Origin of the sequence: Actinocatenispora thailandica (assembly GCF_016865425.1) — a bacterium.
GTDB classification, from domain to species: domain Bacteria; phylum Actinomycetota; class Actinomycetes; order Mycobacteriales; family Micromonosporaceae; genus Actinocatenispora; species Actinocatenispora thailandica.
Genome location: NZ_AP023355.1, coordinates 4,363,332 through 4,380,972 on the forward strand (window position 1 = coordinate 4,363,332; position 17,641 = coordinate 4,380,972).

Annotated in this window: 18 protein-coding genes; 10 read left to right on the forward strand and 8 right to left on the reverse strand. The window is 74.5% G+C overall.

Features of this window, described 5'->3' with window-relative positions:
- Nucleotides 1-158: 158 nt before the first annotated feature.
- From Athai_RS19405 to Athai_RS34835, 5 genes are read right to left on the reverse strand one after another with little or no spacing between them, the layout of a single operon-like run.
- A complete protein-coding gene (locus tag Athai_RS19405) occupies nt 159-662 on the reverse strand; it encodes a hypothetical protein (protein WP_203962807.1) in 504 nt (167 codons plus the stop codon).
- On the reverse strand, nt 659-1,951 hold the full coding sequence (locus tag Athai_RS19410; protein WP_203962808.1) for a DUF58 domain-containing protein: 1,293 nt from the start codon (nt 1,949-1,951) through the stop codon (nt 659-661). Before Athai_RS19410 ends, Athai_RS19405 begins: the two co-directional genes overlap by 4 nt.
- Nucleotides 1,948-2,919 carry an AAA family ATPase gene (locus Athai_RS19415; protein ID WP_203965928.1) on the reverse strand — a complete coding sequence of 324 codons (972 nt, stop codon included), beginning with the start codon at nt 2,917-2,919 and terminating at the stop codon, nt 1,948-1,950. The genes Athai_RS19410 and Athai_RS19415 overlap by 4 nt, the downstream gene beginning before the upstream one ends.
- Before the next feature lie 14 nt (nt 2,920-2,933).
- On the reverse strand, nt 2,934-3,485 hold the full coding sequence (locus Athai_RS19420; protein ID WP_203962809.1) for a hypothetical protein: 552 nt from the start codon (nt 3,483-3,485) through the stop codon (nt 2,934-2,936).
- On the reverse strand, nt 3,485-4,798 hold the full coding sequence (locus tag Athai_RS34835) for a DUF4129 domain-containing protein (protein WP_203962810.1): 1,314 nt from the start codon (nt 4,796-4,798) through the stop codon (nt 3,485-3,487). Before Athai_RS34835 ends, Athai_RS19420 begins: the two co-directional genes overlap by 1 nt.
- A 288-nt stretch (nt 4,799-5,086) precedes the next feature.
- Here Athai_RS34835 and Athai_RS19430 point away from each other — a divergent pair, with 288 nt between their 5' ends.
- Nucleotides 5,087-6,385 carry a hypothetical protein gene (locus Athai_RS19430; RefSeq protein ID WP_203962811.1) on the forward strand — a complete coding sequence of 433 codons (1,299 nt, stop codon included), beginning with the start codon at nt 5,087-5,089 and terminating at the stop codon, nt 6,383-6,385.
- A gap of 19 nt (nt 6,386-6,404) precedes the next feature.
- Here Athai_RS19430 and Athai_RS19435 read toward each other — a convergent pair whose 3' ends face one another.
- Nucleotides 6,405-6,809 carry a winged helix-turn-helix transcriptional regulator gene (locus tag Athai_RS19435; RefSeq protein ID WP_203962812.1) on the reverse strand — a complete coding sequence of 135 codons (405 nt, stop codon included), beginning with the start codon at nt 6,807-6,809 and terminating at the stop codon, nt 6,405-6,407.
- Between the two features lie 113 nt (nt 6,810-6,922).
- Here Athai_RS19435 and Athai_RS19440 point away from each other — a divergent pair, with 113 nt between their 5' ends.
- Nucleotides 6,923-7,750 (forward strand): SDR family oxidoreductase, encoded by an 828-nt coding sequence (locus tag Athai_RS19440; protein ID WP_203962813.1) that lies wholly within the window; start codon nt 6,923-6,925, stop codon nt 7,748-7,750.
- A gap of 171 nt (nt 7,751-7,921) precedes the next feature.
- Here the strand turns inward: Athai_RS19440 and Athai_RS19445 are convergent, their stop codons facing one another.
- Nucleotides 7,922-8,851, reverse strand: coding sequence for an NADP-dependent oxidoreductase (locus Athai_RS19445; protein WP_203962814.1), 930 nt, complete (start codon nt 8,849-8,851; stop codon nt 7,922-7,924).
- Between the two features lie 131 nt (nt 8,852-8,982).
- Here Athai_RS19445 and Athai_RS19450 point away from each other — a divergent pair, with 131 nt between their 5' ends.
- Nucleotides 8,983-9,471: a MarR family winged helix-turn-helix transcriptional regulator gene (locus tag Athai_RS19450; RefSeq protein ID WP_203962815.1), complete on the forward strand. Its 489-nt coding sequence runs from the start codon at nt 8,983-8,985 to the stop codon at nt 9,469-9,471.
- A 6-nt stretch (nt 9,472-9,477) separates the two neighbouring features.
- On the opposite strand, the gene Athai_RS19455 is transcribed toward Athai_RS19450, so the two are convergent.
- Nucleotides 9,478-10,131 carry a phosphatase PAP2 family protein gene (locus Athai_RS19455; RefSeq protein WP_203962816.1) on the reverse strand — a complete coding sequence of 218 codons (654 nt, stop codon included), beginning with the start codon at nt 10,129-10,131 and terminating at the stop codon, nt 9,478-9,480.
- Nucleotides 10,132-10,237: 106 nt separating this feature from the next.
- Between Athai_RS19455 and Athai_RS19460 the strand changes: the two genes are divergently transcribed.
- The 7 genes from Athai_RS19460 to Athai_RS19490 all read left to right on the forward strand — a co-directional run bounded on the left by Athai_RS19460 (nt 10,238) and on the right by Athai_RS19490 (nt 17,572).
- A complete protein-coding gene (locus Athai_RS19460) occupies nt 10,238-10,618 on the forward strand; it encodes a BlaI/MecI/CopY family transcriptional regulator (RefSeq protein WP_203962817.1) in 381 nt (126 codons plus the stop codon).
- A complete protein-coding gene (locus Athai_RS19465; RefSeq protein WP_203962818.1) occupies nt 10,615-11,580 on the forward strand; it encodes a M56 family metallopeptidase in 966 nt (321 codons plus the stop codon). The genes Athai_RS19460 and Athai_RS19465 overlap by 4 nt, the downstream gene beginning before the upstream one ends.
- A 60-nt stretch (nt 11,581-11,640) precedes the next feature.
- The gene (locus Athai_RS19470; RefSeq protein WP_203962819.1) at nt 11,641-11,967 is read left to right on the forward strand and encodes a hypothetical protein; all 327 of its coding nucleotides are present in this window, start codon (nt 11,641-11,643) and stop codon (nt 11,965-11,967) included.
- Between the two features lie 414 nt (nt 11,968-12,381).
- Nucleotides 12,382-13,350, forward strand: a complete 969-nt coding sequence (locus Athai_RS19475) for a hypothetical protein (protein ID WP_203962820.1) — start codon at nt 12,382-12,384, stop codon at nt 13,348-13,350.
- A gap of 228 nt (nt 13,351-13,578) precedes the next feature.
- Nucleotides 13,579-15,405, forward strand: a complete 1,827-nt coding sequence (gene argS, locus Athai_RS19480; protein WP_203962821.1) for an arginine--tRNA ligase — start codon at nt 13,579-13,581, stop codon at nt 15,403-15,405.
- A gap of 264 nt (nt 15,406-15,669) precedes the next feature.
- Nucleotides 15,670-16,254: a helix-turn-helix domain-containing protein gene (locus tag Athai_RS19485; RefSeq protein WP_239157038.1), complete on the forward strand. Its 585-nt coding sequence runs from the start codon at nt 15,670-15,672 to the stop codon at nt 16,252-16,254.
- Between the two features lie 121 nt (nt 16,255-16,375).
- Entirely contained in the window at nt 16,376-17,572 is a 1,197-nt protein-coding gene (locus tag Athai_RS19490) for an NAD(P)/FAD-dependent oxidoreductase (RefSeq protein WP_203962822.1), read from the forward strand.
- Nucleotides 17,573-17,641: the final 69 nt, after the last annotated feature.

Below are 17,641 nucleotides of genomic sequence, written 5' to 3' on the forward strand. Positions count from 1 at the left end.
CGCTGCGGGCCCCGGTGCGTCCCCAGGTCGGCGGCCCCAGCCGGGGCGTACCGCCGCTGGCCTGCCGGAACCGTGTGAGCGCGCCGAGCGTACGCGGTGCACGACAAGGCCCCGGCAAGCGTGCGGCAAGGCCGCCGCACTGCCGCCCCCGGGTACGGTCAGCGGCGGGTGGCGGCGCGGGCCAGCACCCAGGCGACCGCGGCGGTGCCGAGCGCGGCGGCGAACACCGCGGCGGTACCCGCGAGCGGGTGGACCGCACCGACCGCGTAACACAGCAGCGAGACGACGAGCCCGATCCCGCCCAGCGCGGCGGAGCGCAGTACCCGGCGGGCCGGTGGCGCCGGGTCGGTGCCGGCACCGCGCTGCTCCCAGCTCCAGGCACCCAGCTCGGCGGCGACGAACAGCAGCACCCCGAGCGGGCCGAGCAACCAGGTCCGGTCCGTGGCCAGCAGGCCGAGTACCGGCGGGGCGCTGGCCAGCAGCGTCAGGCCGAAGCGGTCGTCGCGGGCGAGGAGGCCGAAGACCGCGGCGGCCAGTGCCAGCACCGCGCAGCAGGCGAAGATCGGCCGGGCGTTGGCCGGTCCGAGCGCGAGCGCCACCGCGTTCACGACGATGACGCAGCCCAACGAGCCGGCGGCGAGGAGCAGCCGCGGGCCGGTCACCGGGCGGCCCGGAGCGAGCGGCGGCCGGCGCGGCGCAGGCCGCCGACCACGGAACGGGCCAGGCCGCCAGGACCGACGGTGACGACCGGGATGCCGACACCGGTCAGCGCGGCGCGGCGACGGTCGATCTCCAACCGCCACAGCCGACGCGCGACCACCTCGGTGCTCGACGTGGGCGGCGGCAACGCGTCGCCGGCGTCCAGTACCGCGACCGCGACCGTGCGCCCCTTGGACCGCCACTCCTGGCAGAACCGCACCACGCTGCGCTGGTACAGCGAGGTCAGCGCGATCACCAGCGCCGACTCGGGCACCGGCAGCCGGTGCGAGACCCAGTTGTGGCTGGTGGTGTCCACCGCGTCGGCTCCCATCGCGAGCATCGTCTCCAGCAGCTGGTACTTGGCGCGCTCGCCACCGGCCGGATGCAGCGTGCGCCAGCCGCCGCCGAGACCGATCAACCCGACCCGGTCGCCGGCCTGCAGGTGTACCGAGGCGATCGCCCAGGCCGCGCGGGCGGCCCGGGCCAGTACCTCGGTGGTGCCGTCGGTGTAGGTGTCGAGGACGACGACGACCTCGCCGGACAGCTCCGGGTGGTGCCGGTTGACGTACGGGCGGCGGTGCCGCGCGGTGGCGCCCCAGTTCAGGTCGCGCAGCCGGTCGCCCGGCTCGTACGGGCGCAGCTCGGCGAACTCGTAGCCCTCGCCGATCCGGCGTGCCTGGTGCACCCCAGCGGCGGTGCGCGACTCGGCCGGATCCAGCAGCCGGTTCAGCCGCTCCACCTGCGGCAGTACCCGCAGCGACGGTCCGGTCGCGACGCGGCCCTGCCACACCAGCAGGCCGCGCGGCGCCCGGGCCCGTACCCACACCTCGCCGACCGGGTGCCGGCCCCAGTGCGCGGCCCGCAGCACCACCGGCAGCCGGACCGGCCCGGCGGCGGCGGGCATCGCCCACCGCGTCGGGTGGCCCGGCACCGCGGCCATCCCGTTCGGCGTGCGGATCAGCACCTCCAGGTCCAGCGGGCCGGACCAGTCGAGGGTGATCTCGCCCCGCAGCAGGTCGCCTTCCAGCAGTTGCTCGGTGTCCACCGTGATGCCCGCGGTGACCGGCAGCGGGCCGGTCCGTGCCAGGCCGAAACCGAGCGCGAGCAGGAACGGCACCGCCAGCGCCACCACCGCGGGGGCGCCGGCGACGACCGCGACGACCAGGGCGCCGATCGCGACCGCCAGGTAGGGCACCAGCCGGCCGTCGCGGCGCGGTGGCAGCATCGTGGGCTGCCCGGTGGGTGCGGTCATCGCCAGTTCGGTGCCGGGACGCGGTCGACGATCTGGCGTACCACGTCGTCGGAGGAGACCCGGCGCGCCCACGCCTCGGACCGCAGCACCACGCGGTGCGCCAACGCCGGTACCGCGATGGCGCGCATGTCGTCGGGGGTGGTGAAGTCGCGGCCGGCGAGGACCGCGATCGCGCGGGACAGCTTGATCAGGGCGAGCGACCCGCGCGGGCTGGAGCCGACCTCCAGTTGCTTGTCCGACCGGGTCGCGGTGACCAGCGCGACCGCGTACTGCGCGATGCTGCGGTCCACGTGCACCTGTTCCAGGCTGGCCTGCATGGTGCGGAACTGCTCGGCGGTGACCACCGGGGTCAGCGGCACGTCGTCCTGGCCGCGGGTGATCCGCTGGGTGAGCAGTTCCAGCTCGTCGTCCGGGGTGGGGTAGCCGACACCGGTGCGCAGCAGGAAGCGGTCCAGCTGCGCCTCCGGCAGCGGATAGGTGCCCTCCGACTCGATCGGGTTCTGGGTGGCGATGGTCAGGAACGGCCGCGGCAGCAGGTGGGTGTTGCCGTCCATGGTCACCTGCCGCTCCTGCATCGCCTCCAGCAGCGCGGCCTGCGTCTTGGCCGGCGCCCGGTTGATCTCGTCCGCCAGCACCAGCTGGGCGAACACCGGGCCGGGCCGGAAGACCGGCGTGGTGGTGGCGAGGTCGAGCACCATCGTGCCGGTGATGTCGGCGGGCAGCACGTCGGGAGTCAGCTGCAGCCGGCGGAACTCCAGCCCGGCGACCGTCGCGAAGGAACGGGCCAGCAGCGTCTTCGCCACCCCGGGCAGGTCGTCGAGCAGCACGTGGCCGTCGGCGAGCAGCCCCGCCAGTACCAGTTCCAGTACGTGCCGCTTGCCGACGACGGCGCGCTCGACCTCGGCGAGGATCCGCTTGGCCGCGGCGGCGGTACCGGCGACGCCCGGCCCGGCTGCCTCGACGCCGATCGAAGGTTGGTCGTTCACAGTCGCTCCACATCGTCGATGATCATGCTCAGGTACTGCAGATGGACGGGCTGGTCGAGCGCGCGGTGCTGGCCGGGCGGCGGCGGCTGGATCAGCGCCCAGGCGGGCGGCGAGATCAGCCGCTGGATCCGTGGCACGTGCTCGGGTACCCGCGCGTCGAGGCCGTGGCTGTCGGCCAGCCGGCGGCGCAGCTCGTCCCGCAGGGTGCCACGGGTGGAGAACGGGATCGCGCCGGCCGGCGCGCTGCGCAGCGTCGCTGCCAGGTCGTCGGTGAGGTCACGCAGCCCGACCGGCAGCTTCCGGTCGAACCGGTCGCCGCCGGTCGCGCGGAACGGCGAGGTCGACGGGTCGGAGCGGGCCGGCCAGCGGACCCGGCGCAGCTGCCACGCCGCCGCACCGGCGGCGAGCAGTGCCAGCAGCAGCCGCAGGACGGTCTCGGCGCCGGCCGGCCACGCCAGGGCGAGCAGCACCGCGGCGATGCTCGCCAGTACCGCAAAGGTGACGCCGCGGCGCAGCAACAGGTTCTCGGTCGCGGGTGGTCCGGCCATCACGCCGCCCCGGTGGGCGCCATCGCGGTCAGGTCCGCCGCGGCCTCGCGCAGCGCGGCGAGTGCGGCATCCCGGTCGTCGACGGTGAGCGGGTGCGGCGAGAACCGGGCCCGCTCGAACAGTTCGGTGAGCGCGCGCAGCGGCTCCGGCCGTACCCGCAGGCCCAGCAGCACCCGGCGCAGGTGTTCCATCGGCGCCTCGTGGTCGTACCGGGCCAGCCCGCAGGCGGCGAGCCCCTCCAGCAGCCGGGCGTACGCCCCGATGATGGCGGTGCGTGGATCCGGGTCGGCGAGCATCGCGTCGATGCTGCCGTGCACCGTCGCCGCCATCGCCTCCCGGGCCTGCGCGAACTCGTCGGGCGCCGGCGCCGGCGCGGCGGTGCGCGGCCGGCGGGCGGCCCGGCCGACCACGATCGCGACCGCCACCAGCGCGGCCAGTACCACCACGCCCACCAGCACGATCAGGATCCAACCCAGCGCGGCCAGGTTCAGCCCGCCGGACGCGTCCGGGTGCCGCGTACCGGCCGACTGCTGCGGAGTGGGGTCGATCGGCGGCGCGGACGGCGCATCCGGCAGGCTCTCCAGGTACCTGTCGACGTCGGTGTGCGACATGCCGGAGCCGCCGCTGTCGTCCAACGCGACGTAGCCGTCGATGGTGCCGTCGCCGTCGGTGTCCACCGCGCCGACCCAGCGACCGTTGCGGCGCACCACGTACAGCCGGCTGGGGCCGAGCCGCGAGGTGGCGTCCTGCTGCCGGACGAAGATGCCGTCGATGGTGCCGTCGCCGTCCAGGTCGACGCCGATGTCGGGCTTGCCGTCGTGGTCGAAGTCGCCGACCCGGGCGGTGCCGACCGGCCTGGCGAGGCTGCCGCCGGCGCCGGCGGTGCCGCCGACCCCGCCGTCCTGCGCGCTCGGGCTCGGCGTCGGGGTCGGGCTCGACGCCGCCGGTGTCGCTGGCGGCAGTCCGGTCCGGGAGATGCCCACCAGCGCCAGCAGCGCCAGCGCGACGACCGCGGCCGGGACCGCGATCCGCAGCGTGTGCCGCAGTCCGCGGTCGCCGGGTCGGGTCCGCAACACCAGCCGCACGATCAGGATCACCAGCACCGTCGCCACCAGTCCGGCGCCGACCACGATGCCGACCGTGACGAGGATGGCGAGCCGGTCCGGCCGGCCGTGCCGCAACGGTGCCAGCACCGAGGTGGCCGATGCGGCGACCGCGAGCAGTGCCAGCGAAACCACCGCGCCGAGCAGGATCCAGCCGGACCGGCCCGGTCCGGTGCTGCGGGGCGGGCCGGGCAGTGGCGGTGGGTTCACCGGCGGGCGGCCGACGGTGTCGGTGCGGCGCGGTCGAGCGGGCACGCCGCATCGACGGCGGCAAGTGGGATCGGCATGGGCACCATTGTGCGGATCGGCCGTACTGAGCGCGATCCCGTAATCAGAGGCAATTGTCACGCGGTGCCGTCGTGGTTTGCCCGGGTCTGTTGCGATCCGCCGTCGGCGATCCGCGTCCGGCGCCGAGCCGCCGGATGCGACAGTTTCGTGCATGGCAACGAACGGGGTGTGCCGGTACGGTCCGAGACAGACCAGGACGAAGGGGTTGCCATGCGCTGGATCCGGACCGGAGTCGCCATTGCCGCCCTGCTCGCGGCGACCACCACCGCCGCGGCGGGCCCGACCGTCACCCCCGCAGCGCACGCCGACGGCGTGCTGCACCCGCAGGCGGCGGCGTTCGCGCACCTCGACCCGTCCGGCTTCACCCTGGACCCGGCCGGTACCGCGGCGAACTACCAGGGGCTGGTGGCGCAACTGGAAAGTGACCCGCGGATCCACCGCACGTCGCTGGACGACGTGCTGTCCTCCGGGGTGGTACGCACCGGCAGCTGGCCGCTGTGCCACCCGACCCACCTGGCGTCGACGTACTCGCCGTCCGGGTTCTGCTGGGACCACGACGACGACACGACCGACCAGTGGGTGCCGCAGGGCATCACCGGCTCCGGCGACGCGTCGGCAACCGGGTACGTGGACGGCAAGCGACTGCTCGCGGCCAGCTGGCACGCACCGTCCGACGCGTTCGCGCGGGTCAGCATCGCCGACTACACCAAGCCTTCGGCCGGCGTGCCCTACCACCACCTGCTGCTCGTCGAGCCGTACCGGAACGCCAGCGGCGGTGCGGACTTCCGCTCGGTGCAGAACGTGCACGCCGACGGGCTGATGTGGTACGGGAACCGGCTGTTCCTCGCCACCGGCACCCGGTTGCAGGTGTTCAGCCTCGACCACATCTGGCAGACGATCACCAGCGGCGGCAACGCCGGCAACGTCGGCCTGTACGCCGACGGCGCGCACGCGCGGTGGCACGCCTGGGCGCTGCCGATGATCGCCGAGTACCGCACGGTGTGGGGCGCCGACGGCGGCTGGGTGTCGTGCAACTCCGCCACCGGCAGCAAGCCCTGCCTCAACTCGATCAGCCTGGCGCCGGACCGGGCGTCGTTCATCACCGCGGAGTACTACGCGCCGACCGACGGCAGCTCACCGGCCGGCGCCCGGGTGATCCGCTGGCCGCTCGCCGACTCGTCGACCGGCCTGCCGGAGACCGGGATCGTGCACGCGACCGAGGCGTACTCGTCGCCGATCTGGCACCTGCAGGGCGCGGCAACGGACGGCACCGCGTTCTACCTCACCGGAGACTGCCCCGGCACGCCACCGTCCGGTACCGATCCGAACGACTGGATCTGCATCCACAAGGCGCTGCCGGACCAGTCGCCGCACGTGCTCACCCAGGGTCCGCCGCTGACCCAGAACCTGTCGTACTGGCCGCAGACCGGCGAGCTGTGGGGCATCAACGAGCGGATCGACACCACGACCGGCGCCCGGGTCGTCTTCAAGATCATCCCGAATCCCTGAGGCCGCAGGCCGGCGACGGTCAGGGCAGCGGGCGGTCCGACGCGTCGTAGCTGCGCCGGGCGGTGTCGACCTCCGGCAGGTGCTCGCCGGCCCACTCCGCGAGGTGCGCGAACAGCGGGGCGAGGCTGCGGCCGAGCTCGCTGATCTCGTACTCGACCCGGGGCGGCACCTCGGGGTGGTAGGTGCGCACCACCAGGCCGTCGCGTTCGAGCTGGCGCAGCCGCTGGGTGAGCACCTTCGGCGTGATGGTGCCGATCCGGCGGGACAGCTCGACGAACCGCTGCCGGCCGAAGGCGTTGAGGCTCCACAGGATCGGCGTCGTCCACCGGCTGAACACGATGTCGACCACCGGGCTGATCGGGCACGCCTGCTCGGCGTCGAGGGCCGGGTCGACGGCCCGATCCTCCGCCCACGTTGCGCTCATCCGCATCCTCTCGGGTTAGCCACTTTCCTCTAGGTACCTACTATCCCGACGATGCTAGCTTTCCCACGTCGCGGCGACAACGCCGCGCCTGAGCTGGGAAAACAGGAGTCATCATGATCGTTGTGACCGGTGCGACCGGCAACATCGGCGGACCGCTGGTCCGGGCGCTCGCGGACGCGGGCGAGCAGGTCGTCGCGGTGTCCCGGACCGCCGCGGAGGTACCGGACGGGGTCACGCACGCCACCGCGGACCTGACCGACGCGACGACGCTGGCCCCGGTACTGGCCGGCGCCGACGCACTGTTCCTGCTGCTCGCCGACCCGCGACTGGACCCGGCGCTGCTCGCCGACACCGCGGTACGGGCCGGGGTGCGCCGGATCGTGCTGCTCAGCTCGCAGGGCGCCGGTACCCGATCGGAGTCGCCGTCGCACGGCTGGTTCCTCGCCGCCGAGAAGGCCGTGCTCGACACGCCTGCGGCGGTGACCGTGCTGCGCCCCGGCGGTTTCGCCTCCAACGCGTACCAGTGGGCGGCGTCGGTGCGGGCCGACCGCACCGTGGCCGCGCCGTACGGGGACGTTTCGCTGCCGGTCGTCGACCCGGACGACATCGCCGCGGTCGCCGCGACGGTGCTGCGTTCCGACGACCACGCCGGCCGTACCTACGTGCTGACCGGGCCGGCCCCGATCTCGCCGCGCCAGCAGGCGGCGGCGCTCGGTGCCGCGCTCGGCGAGCCGGTCGGGTTCTCCGAACTGAGCCGCGCCGACGCGCGGGCCGCGATGCTGGCGTTCATGCCGGGCCCGATCGCGGACACCACCCTCGACGTGCTCGGTCACCCGTCCGCCGAGGAGCGGCAGGTCAGCCCGGACGTCGAGGCGCTGCTGAGGCGGGCGCCGGGCAGCTTCGCCGGCTGGGCGGCCCGCAACGCCGACGCGTTCCGCTGACCGGCCCGGGGCGTACCCGGTCGCGCCGGGTCGCCGCGGCCCGCGGACCGGGGCAGCCGCGCTCCGGGAGCCCGGCGGACGGCGGCGCCACCGGGCCCGCACCGGCGGGATCCGGTGGCGCCGCAACGGCTCCACATCGCACGAGCGCGGTGATGCGGGCCCCGCGGTCGGTCAGGCCGGGATCAGGATGGTACGACCGGCGAGCCGGCCGGCGGCGTAGTCGGCGTGCACCGCCGGCAGGTCGGCCAGCGGTCGCCGGTCGGCGACGTCGATGCGCAGGGTACCGGCGTCCACCCGGGCGACGAGCTCCGCGAGCTGCGCGGCGTCGCTGCGGGAGAACACCTGCGCGGTCCGGACCTGTCGGGCCGGGTCCGGGTCGGCCGGCGCCGTCGCGCTGACCAGCACTCCCCCGTCGGCGACGAGCCCGACCAGCACGGCGGACTGCTCCGGCGAGGTCGGCACCAGGTTGAGCACCACGTCGAACGGCGCACCGGTTACCGGCGCGGAACCTTCGACGTAGCCGACGATCCGGTCGGCACCGTACTCGCGGAGCCGGTCCGCGCTGCGGTCGCTGCCGGTCGCGGTGACCTCGGCACCGAGCTGTTTCGCCAGCTGCACCGCGTACCCGCCGACCGCACCGCCGGCTCCGTTGACCAGGATCCGCTGCCCCGTCGTCAGCCCCGCGACCTCGGTCAGCGCCTGCCAGGCGGTCAGCGCGGCGGCCGGCAGCGCGGCGGCGTCGGCCAGCGGTACGGTCCGCGGCGCCGCGGCGAGCGCCTCGGCCGGCGCGAGCACGTGCTCGGCGGCGGCGCCGTCGGCGGTCATCGGCAGGTAGGCCAGCACCGCGGCACCGACCTGCTGGCCCGTGACGTCGGCACCGAGTTCGGCGACCGTGCCGGCGACCTCGACACCGGGCACGTGCGGGAACTCGACCGGGAACACCTCGGCGAGCCGGCCCGCCCGGATCGACGCGTCGACCGGGTTGAACGTGGTGGCGGCGACCTGCACCAGCACCTGCCCGGCGGCGGGCACCGGGCGCGGCGCGTCCTCGTAGGCCAGGACGTCGCTGTCGCCGTACCGGTGGAAACGTACTGCCTTCATGATTTGCCCTCCCGCGATTTGCTTCGATTTCGAAGTGCCCCCACCGTGCCACTGCTTCGAGCTCGAAACAACAGCGCCGGCCGGTGAGGGTCGTCACTCTGCTTCGAAATCGAAGCAACTAGACTGTCGGCATGGCGGACGCCCTGGAACCCGAGCAGCTGCGCGCCTACTTCGCGCTGATGGAGTCGGTGAGCCTGCTGCAGCACGCCGTCGAACAGCAGCTGCGCGCCGACGGGGGCATCAGCTACGTGCAGTTCCAGCTGCTCGCCCGGCTCGCCCAGACGAAACAGCTCACCATGACCGAACTGGCCGACGGCGTGGTGTACAGCCGCAGCGGCCTCACCCACCAGGCGAAACTGCTGGAGCGAGCCGGCCTGATCACCCGCACCGGCTGCCCGGACGACCAGCGCGCCACCGTGGCCGCCATCACCGACACCGGCCTCGCCCTGATCAGGCGACTGATGCCCGGCCACATCGAGGTCACCCGCAGCCTGCTGTTCGACTCGCTGTCCAACGAGGATCTGCACGCCCTGACCGAGATCATGACCCGGGCCCGCGACCACATGCGGGCGCAGCCACCCCGGTCGGCGACCAGCCGGCGACGCCCGACCACCGACTGAACCGGGTCAGGTCGCGGTCGGGCGGTCGGCCGTGATCAACGGCCGCAGCCGGGTACCGGCGAGCCGGTCGAGCAGCCGGGCCAGCGGCGCGGTCAGGCAGACCACCAGTACCACCGCGACCAGGGCACCGATCAGCAACCCGGCACCGACATCGGTCGGATAGTGCACGCCGACATAGACCCGGGCGAACGCCAGGAACACGGCCAGTACGGCGGCGAGCGCTCCCCACCGCCGGTGCACCAACAGCAGCCCGCCGGCGAACGCGCCGGCGATCATCGCGTGGTCGGACGGGAACGACCCGTCGGCGGCGTGCGGCAGCAGTTGCAGCACGTGCGGCAGCGTCACGAACGGCCGCGGCCGGTCGACCACCGGGTTGATGATCTGGTTGAGCGCCAACGCGGCCACCGTGGCCACCGCGGTGAGGAGTACGCCGGCGAGCGGTCGCCGGTCCGCCCCGCGCCGGGCCGACAGCCCGCAGCAGGCCCAGGCCACGGTGAGCGCCACCAGACCGCCCCACAGCGCGTACCCGGCCATGAACCCGTGCGCCCATCCGGTGTCCGCGGACAACCGGTTGACATCGAGAAACAGTGAGCTGTCCCAGCCCATCCGGTGCGCCTCCAGATACCCCACGAGCATCGACAGTGCATGGTGTCGGTTCATCCCGCTCCTCCGGCGACCGAGCGGCGGTGCGACACGACCCGGCTACTACACTTGAGCGTCGCAGCTATTATTACTACATCCGATGTCGTAGTTGTGCGGGGTGGCGATGGGTACCGACGACGGCGCCGACCGGGTGGGCCTGACCCGCCGGGTCTGGCAGGTGCTGTCCGCATCGACCGAACCGATGACCACCGCACAGGTGCGTACGGTGCTCGGCGGCGGCTGGGCGTACACCACGGTGATGACCGTGCTGACCCGCCTCGTCGCGCAGGGCGCCGCCACCCGGCACCGGGTCGGCCGCGCCTTCGCCTACACCGCGGTCGCCGACGAGGCCGAACTCACCGCACGCCGGATGAGCCGGCTGCTGGACGCCGGTACCGATCGGGCCGCGGTGCTGGCCCGCTTCATCGACGTGCTCAGCGACCAGGACGAGAAGCTGCTGGAGGAGCTGCTCGCCAGCCCACGCGACGACGAGGACGGGTCGTGATCGCCGCCGTCGTGGTGTGCCTCGGCGCCTGCCTGGCCTTCGCGGCCGTCGCACCCCTCGCCGGCCGGCGACTGCCACCGGCCGCGGCCACCCGGCTGCTCGCCGGTGGCTCGGTGCTGGCGGCCGGCTGCGGCGGCTTCGTGCTCGCCGTGATGGCGGCCGTCTGGCTCGGCCAGATCGGCGAGGTCGCCGAGTGGGGGCACTGGTCCCCGGTCGCGCTGCACGCCGACTCGCCGCTGCCGGCACCGGTCGGCTTCGCGGCGGGCGCCGTGCTGCTGCCGCTCGCCTTCCTCGGCGTACGCGCCGTCGTCGACCGCTGCCGGCAGCTGGTCCGGGTGCACCTCGCCTGCCGGCGACTGGCCCGGCCCGGCCAGGTGGCGATCGTCGACTCCGCGGTGCCGGACGCCTTCACCACCCCCGGGGTGGTCGGCCGGATCGTGGTGACCACCGCGCTGCTCACCGCGCTCGACCCCGACCAGCAGCGGGCCCTGATCGCGCACGAGCGGTCCCACATGGCCCACCGGCACGCCTGGTGGCGGCTGGCCGCGGACCTCGCCGCCGCCGTCAATCCGCTGTTGCGGCGCACCGCCGACACCGTCGCCCAGGCCATCGAGCGATGGGCCGACGAGGACGCCGCGGCGGTCGTCGGGGACCGGCAGCTGGTGGCCCGCGCGGTGGCACACGCCGCACTGGCCAGCCGTCGCCGACCCGCCTCGCCGGTGGCGGCCGCGGTCGGCGGTCGGGTACCGCAGCGGGTCCGCGCCCTGCTCGCTCCGCCGCCGCGCCGACGCCCGCTGCTGCTCGCCGGGCTGCTGGTGGTGCTGCTGGCCGGGGCCGGCGGCGCCGCCGCGGTCGAGCACACCGGCGAGGACCTCTTCGAGCACGCCGAACTGCACGGCCAGCACGCCGCGCCGCACGGCCCCGCGCTCGCCCGGTACCGGGACGGCCGGCGGCACCGCTGAGCGACCGGCCGACGCGCCCGGCGGGCAGACCGGCCGGCCACCGCGGCGCACACTGGTGGCATGACACGTCCCGAGCTGGCGGCACGGCCAGGGTGGCGCCGCACCGGCGACGGCCGGTTCCCGGCGGCGGCCCGGGTCGACGGCCGCTGGTGGGTGCTGCGGCTCAACGGGTTCCCTGATCATCCACTGTGGACGCTGTTCGTGGCCGGAGCGGTTCGCTACGACCTGGACACCACGCCGGTCGGCTGGGACCACCCGCTGGACCGCTCCGCGCCGGCGCTGCCGGACGAGGTCGCCGCCACGGTGCTGGCGCCGGTGCGCCCGTTCGCCGCGTACGGCAGCGAGCACGGCCAGCCCTGCGACGGCCCGTTCTGCTGCGACGGCTGATCCCGCGGCACGCCGGCGGGTCACGGCGGTGCGCGGGCAAGGTCGGTCCGTCGCCACCGGACGAGGTCGCCCTCGTGGCCGGACGTTGCCGGTGTCCTCCGACGTGGCGCATCCCCGCCGCAGCGATACGGGTGGTACGGGTTGGTTCGGCGCGGTTCGCCACCGGTACGGCGCGATACCCACCGAACGGCCGGTCCTCGCTGACCGAACCGGCCGTTCCGGCTGCACCCGGTAGCGAACCGGGTGCACCGCGGCGAAGACCAAGCGGCCCGCGCTCCGGCGACCGCCGATGGCTCCGGTCGTCCGAGGACCCCCGGCGCGGGTCCGTTCGGTACGTGCTGTCAGCGACCCGGCGTTACCCCGGGCCGCTGGCGGAGTCGCCACGCGCGGCTCGACAAGCAAGGGATGTGGTACATGCACAGGAAGTTACTGGCGATGGCCGCGGTCGCGACCGTCGCCGGCGGCCTGCTCGCCGCGGGCGCCGCGAACGCCGCACCGACCCCGCAGGACAACACGATCCGCAGCGTCGACAAGCAGCTGTTCATCCCCGGCAACACGATGAACGGCGACTTCTCGACCGCGACGTTGAGCCGCCGCGGGGTCACGCTGGCGGTCTCGGCGCCGGGTGACCAGGCCGGCTATCTGCGGCCGCTGGCCGCCAAGACGCCGCTGGCCAACGTGGCCTCGTTCGGGTACACGACCGTCCAGCTGGCCGCCCAGCCGGCCAACGCGGCGCTGCTGCCGACGCTGCAGCTCGGGGTGTACGACACGGCCGGCCACTGGGACGGCACCCTGGTGTACGACCCGGCGCAGGGCGGCAGCGGGGTCGACGGCACCCGGTTCGACACCACGCAGACCACCGGTGGCTGGTGGTGGACGAAGAACCCGGACGCCGCGCACAAGGTCTCCGACCGGCGCACCCTGGCCGACTGGGGGTCCGCGGACCTGAAGGGCTTCACCGTCGGCTACTACGGTGTCGAGCTCGGTACGTTCCCGGCGCCGCAGGCGGTGAAGGCGTCGGTCAACGACGTGCACATCGTCACCGACGCCCAGGACGTCACCGACCACTTCACCTCGCAGGCGGCGCCGCCGGCGTTCGAGCCCAGCGTGCTCGAACCGTCGAACCTGTGCCGGGTGTCGTCGACCGACAAGCACAACGTGTGGCAGGTGACCAACGTGTCGGGCGGCCGGGACCGGACGTTCCACGCCGGCGTCACCTACGACGGCAAGACGACCTGGTTCGGCTGGCCGCACACGGTCAAGGCCGGGCAGTCGACGGCCATCGTCTCGCCGTACGGCGGCAAGCTGACGATCCAGTGGTACGACGGCGCGGGCAACAAGAAGCTCGCCTACGCCACCAGCGACCACACCATCGTCTGCTGACGTTCCGGTGACATCGGGCGTGCCCGGCGGATCACGGTGATCCGCCGGGCACGCCTGTCGACGGGCCCCTTCCGGTACCGGTCGCGGATCCACCGGTACCGGCCAGCGCACCGATCACCGCCTTTCCAGCGCACCGGCCGGGCACCCGGCACGCGGCGAAACTCGGCGGTGCCGCGCAACGTGCTGTGGCAGGCTGGCGGCTTCCCGACGAACCGGAGGAGCCAGGTAATGGGCAGCGTGGCGTCGCTCGCGCAACGGGTGGAACAGGCCGTCGGTACCGCGATCGGCGCGGTGCTGCCGGACCGACGCGACGCCGACCCGCTGGTCCGACGCTCCGACCGGCCCGGAGTGGACGTCCAGTCGAACGCGGCGCTGTCGCTCGCCGGGGCGGCGCACCGGTCCCCGGCCCAGCTCGCCGGTCAGCTGGCCGATCGGCTGGGCGGGGTGGCGACCGGGTTGCCCGGCGCCGTCTCGGTGACGGGACCGGGATTCCTCAACGTGAGGTTCGACGACGCCGCGCTGTGGGGCCAGGTCGCCGCGCGGCTCGCCGACGACCGGCTCGGCGTCGGTACGCCGCAGGCCGGCGTACGCGCGGTCGTCGACTACTCGTCGGTCAACGTGGCGAAACAGCTGCACGTCGGGCACCTGCGGTCGACCGTGATCGGTGACGCGCTGGTGCGGGTGCTCGGCTTCCTCGGCGCCGAGGTGATCCGGGAGAACCATCTGGGCGACTGGGGCACCCAGTTCGGGATGCTGATCCAGTACCTGGTCGAGCATCCGGAGGCGCCGTGGCAACACGACCGGCTCGCCCCCGGTGTCACCGCGGTCTCCGCGCTGGACGCGCTGTACCGGTCCGCGCGGGCGGCCTTCGACGCCGATCCGGCGTTCGCGGACCGGGCGCGCCGGCGGGTGGTCGCGCTGCAGTCCGGCGATCCGGACACCCTGGACCGGTGGCGGCAGATCGTCACCGAGTCGCAGCATGCCTTCCAGCAGGTGTACGACCGGCTCGGCGTGCTGCTGACCGAGGCCGACGCGGCCGGCGAGTCGCGCTACAACGACGCGCTGCCCGGCGTCGTCGACGAGCTGGTACGGCGGGAGATCGCGGTGCCCTCGCATGGCGCGCTGTGCGTGTTCGACCCGGCGTTCACCGGCCACGACGGCGCACCGGTGCCGCTGATCGTACGCAAGAGCGATGGCGGTTTCGGCTACGCCGCAACGGATCTGGCCACCGTCCGGGATCGGGTCGACCGGCGGCGGGTGACCCGGATGCTGTACGTGGTGGATGCCCGGCAGGGGCTGCACTTCCGCCAGGTGTTCGCCGCGGCCCGCCGGGCCGGCTGGCTGCCCGACGACGTGCACGCCGAACACGTCGCGTTCGGGATGGTGCTCGGCGCCGACGGCCGGCCGTTCCGGACCCGGGACGGCGACACAGCGCGGCTGTCCGACCTGCTCGACGAGGCGGTGGCGAGCGCCCGGCGGGTGGTGCTGGCGAAGAATCCGGCCATCTCGGGCGCCGAGGCGGACCGGATCGCCGAGCTGTGCGGGATCGCCGCGGTCAAGTACGCCGATCTGGCCACCTCGCGGCAGCAGGACTACCGGTTCGACCCGGACCGGATGGTGTCGTTCACCGGCAACACCGGCGTCTACCTGCTGTACGCGCACACCCGCGTCGCCGCGATCCTGCGCCGCGCCGGGGCGCCGGGCGAGTCCGCCGCGGCCGGGGCGATCGGCGGGTCGGATCGCGCCGGGGAGCCGGCCGCTTTCCCGGCGCCGGATCCGGCGGTACCGGTGGCGCCGGCCGAGCGCGCGCTGATCCTGGCGCTCGACGGGTTCGGTGAGGTGGCGGCGGACGTCGCGGCGCTGCTGGAGCCGCACCGGCTGTGCGGCTACCTGTACGAGCTGGCCCGCGCGTTCACCGCGTTCTACGAGAGCTGCCCGGTACTCGCGGCCGAGCCGCCGGTGCGCGGCAACCGGCTGGCGCTGTGCCGGCTGACCCGTCGCACCCTCGCGCAGGGGTTGGCGCTGCTCGGCCTGCCCGCCCCGGACCGGCTCTAGCCGGCCCCGACGAACCGGTCTGCTCCCGGCCGTTCCGGACCGGCTCCGGGCCGGCCCCGACGAACCGGACCGGCGGGCCGGGGCCAGCTGCGGGCAGGCCCCGACGAAGCAAACCGCCGGTACCTGCTGACCGGGACCCGGTTCCGCCGGACACCCACCGGGTCGGCGCGCGCCGGCCGGCCGGCACCTCGCGGTATCGTTCGGTGGAACGAACGACGAGCGGACCCTCGCGGGTACGGCGAGGCGAACGGGGAGGCGGCCACGGTGCGCGGGGCGGAAGGATCGATCCGGGGCCAGCTGGCCGCCAACCTGCGGCGGGCGCGGTCCGGCCTGGGCCTGTCCATCTCCGAACTGTCCCGGTTGTCCGGCATCGGCAAGGCCACCCTGTCGCAGCTGGAGTCCGGCTCCGGCAACCCGACCATCGAGACGGTGTTCAGCCTGTCCCGGGCGCTGCGGATGCCGATCTCGGACCTGCTCGACGCCAGTACGACCGAGCCGACGGTAGTGCGCGGCGCCGACGTCGAGGTGCTGCGCGGGGCCGGTGTCGACCTGCGGCCGCTGTCCCGGTTGGAGACCGGGGAGAGCATCGTCGAGCTCTACGACCAGCGGGTTCGGGCCGGTCAGCGGCAGGACTCGGACGGCCATGTCGGGATCGAGCACACCACGGTGCAGGCCGGCACGCTGCTGGTGCACCTGGCCGGTCGGACCACCCGGCTCGAACCGGGTGACTACATCCGGTTCGACGCGACGGCGCCGCACAGCTACCAGGCGCCGGACGGCGAGGTGACCTCGGTGCTGCTGTTGCAGTACCGACCGGACCGCGCGGGCAGCCCCGTCACGCCGCACTGATCGCCCGGCCGGCCGCGCCGGGCCGGCGCCGTTCGGCGGGCGGAACCCCGATCGCCCCGTGACATCGGCCGTGGACCGGTTGTACCCTCGGAATCGTTCGGTTTAATGAACGGGAGGCTCCATGCGGGTGGTGGTGGTCGGCGCCGGCATCGTCGGCGCCGCGTGCGCCCGCGAGCTGGCCCGCGCCGGCTGCGAGGTGGTGCTGCTCGACCGGGGTGGCGCCGCGGCAGCGACCACCGCACACGGCGAGGGCAACATCCTCGTCTCGGACAAGGAACCCGGACCGGAGCTGGCCCTCGCCCAGCTGTCCCGCGAGCTGTGGCCGCGGGTGCTCGCCGAACCGCGGGCCCGCTCCGCGACGACCACCGACGGCCGCCGGCACCCGGGCGAGGCCGGGGTCGCCGAGTGGGACGCGAAGGGCGGCATCGTGGTCGCCACCACCGCGGCCGGCGCCGCGGCGCTGCGCGAGTTCGCCGCCGCCCAGCGCTCGGCCGGGGTCACCGCGACCGAGCTGGACGACGCGGAGCTGCACGCCGCGGAGCCGCACCTGACCCGCGGGCACACCGCGGCGGTGCACTACCCGGACGATGCGCAGGTGCAGCCGGCCGGTGCGGCCACGCTGCTGCTCGGCGACGCGCTCGCGGCCGGCGCAGTGCTGCGCACCGGCTGCACGGTGACCGGTCCGGTGCGCGCCGGCGGCCGGCTCACCGCGGTACGCACCAGCGACGGCACGGTGGCCGGCGACGCTTTCGTGAACGCTGCCGGCCCGTGGGCCGGCGCGGTGTCCGCGTCGCTCGGAGCCCCGATCGACGTCCGGCCGCGGCGCGGCGAGGTGCTCGTCACCACGCCGCAACCGCCGACGGTGTTCCACAAGGTGTACGACGCGGACTATGTCGGCGCGGTCGCCAGCGACGAGACCGCCGTGCAGACCTCGGCGGTGGTCGAGTCGACCCGGGGCGGCACCGTACTGCTCGGCTCGTCCCGGCGGCAGGTCGGCTTCGCCGAGGCGATGCCGGTGGCGGTGTGGTCGGCGATCGCGGCGAAGGCGCTGCGGCTGTTCCCGGGGCTGGCCGGGGTGCCGGTGATGCGGGCGTACGGCGGGTTCCGGCCGTTCGTACCGGATCACCTGCCGGTGATCGGGGCGGACGAGCGGCTGCCGGGCCTGTGGCACGCCACCGGGCACGAGGGCGCCGGGATCGGGCTGTCGGTCGGTACCGGCCGGATCGTCGCCGACCTGCTCTGCGGGCGCACCCCGCCGATCGATCCGGCCCCGTTCTCCCCCAACCGATCCACCGTCGCCATCGAGGAGGGCACGTGAGCGAGCGGGCACGCACCGGCCAGCCGGGCGGCGGCACCGCGTCGGGACGCCGCCCGGAGACCGGCGGGG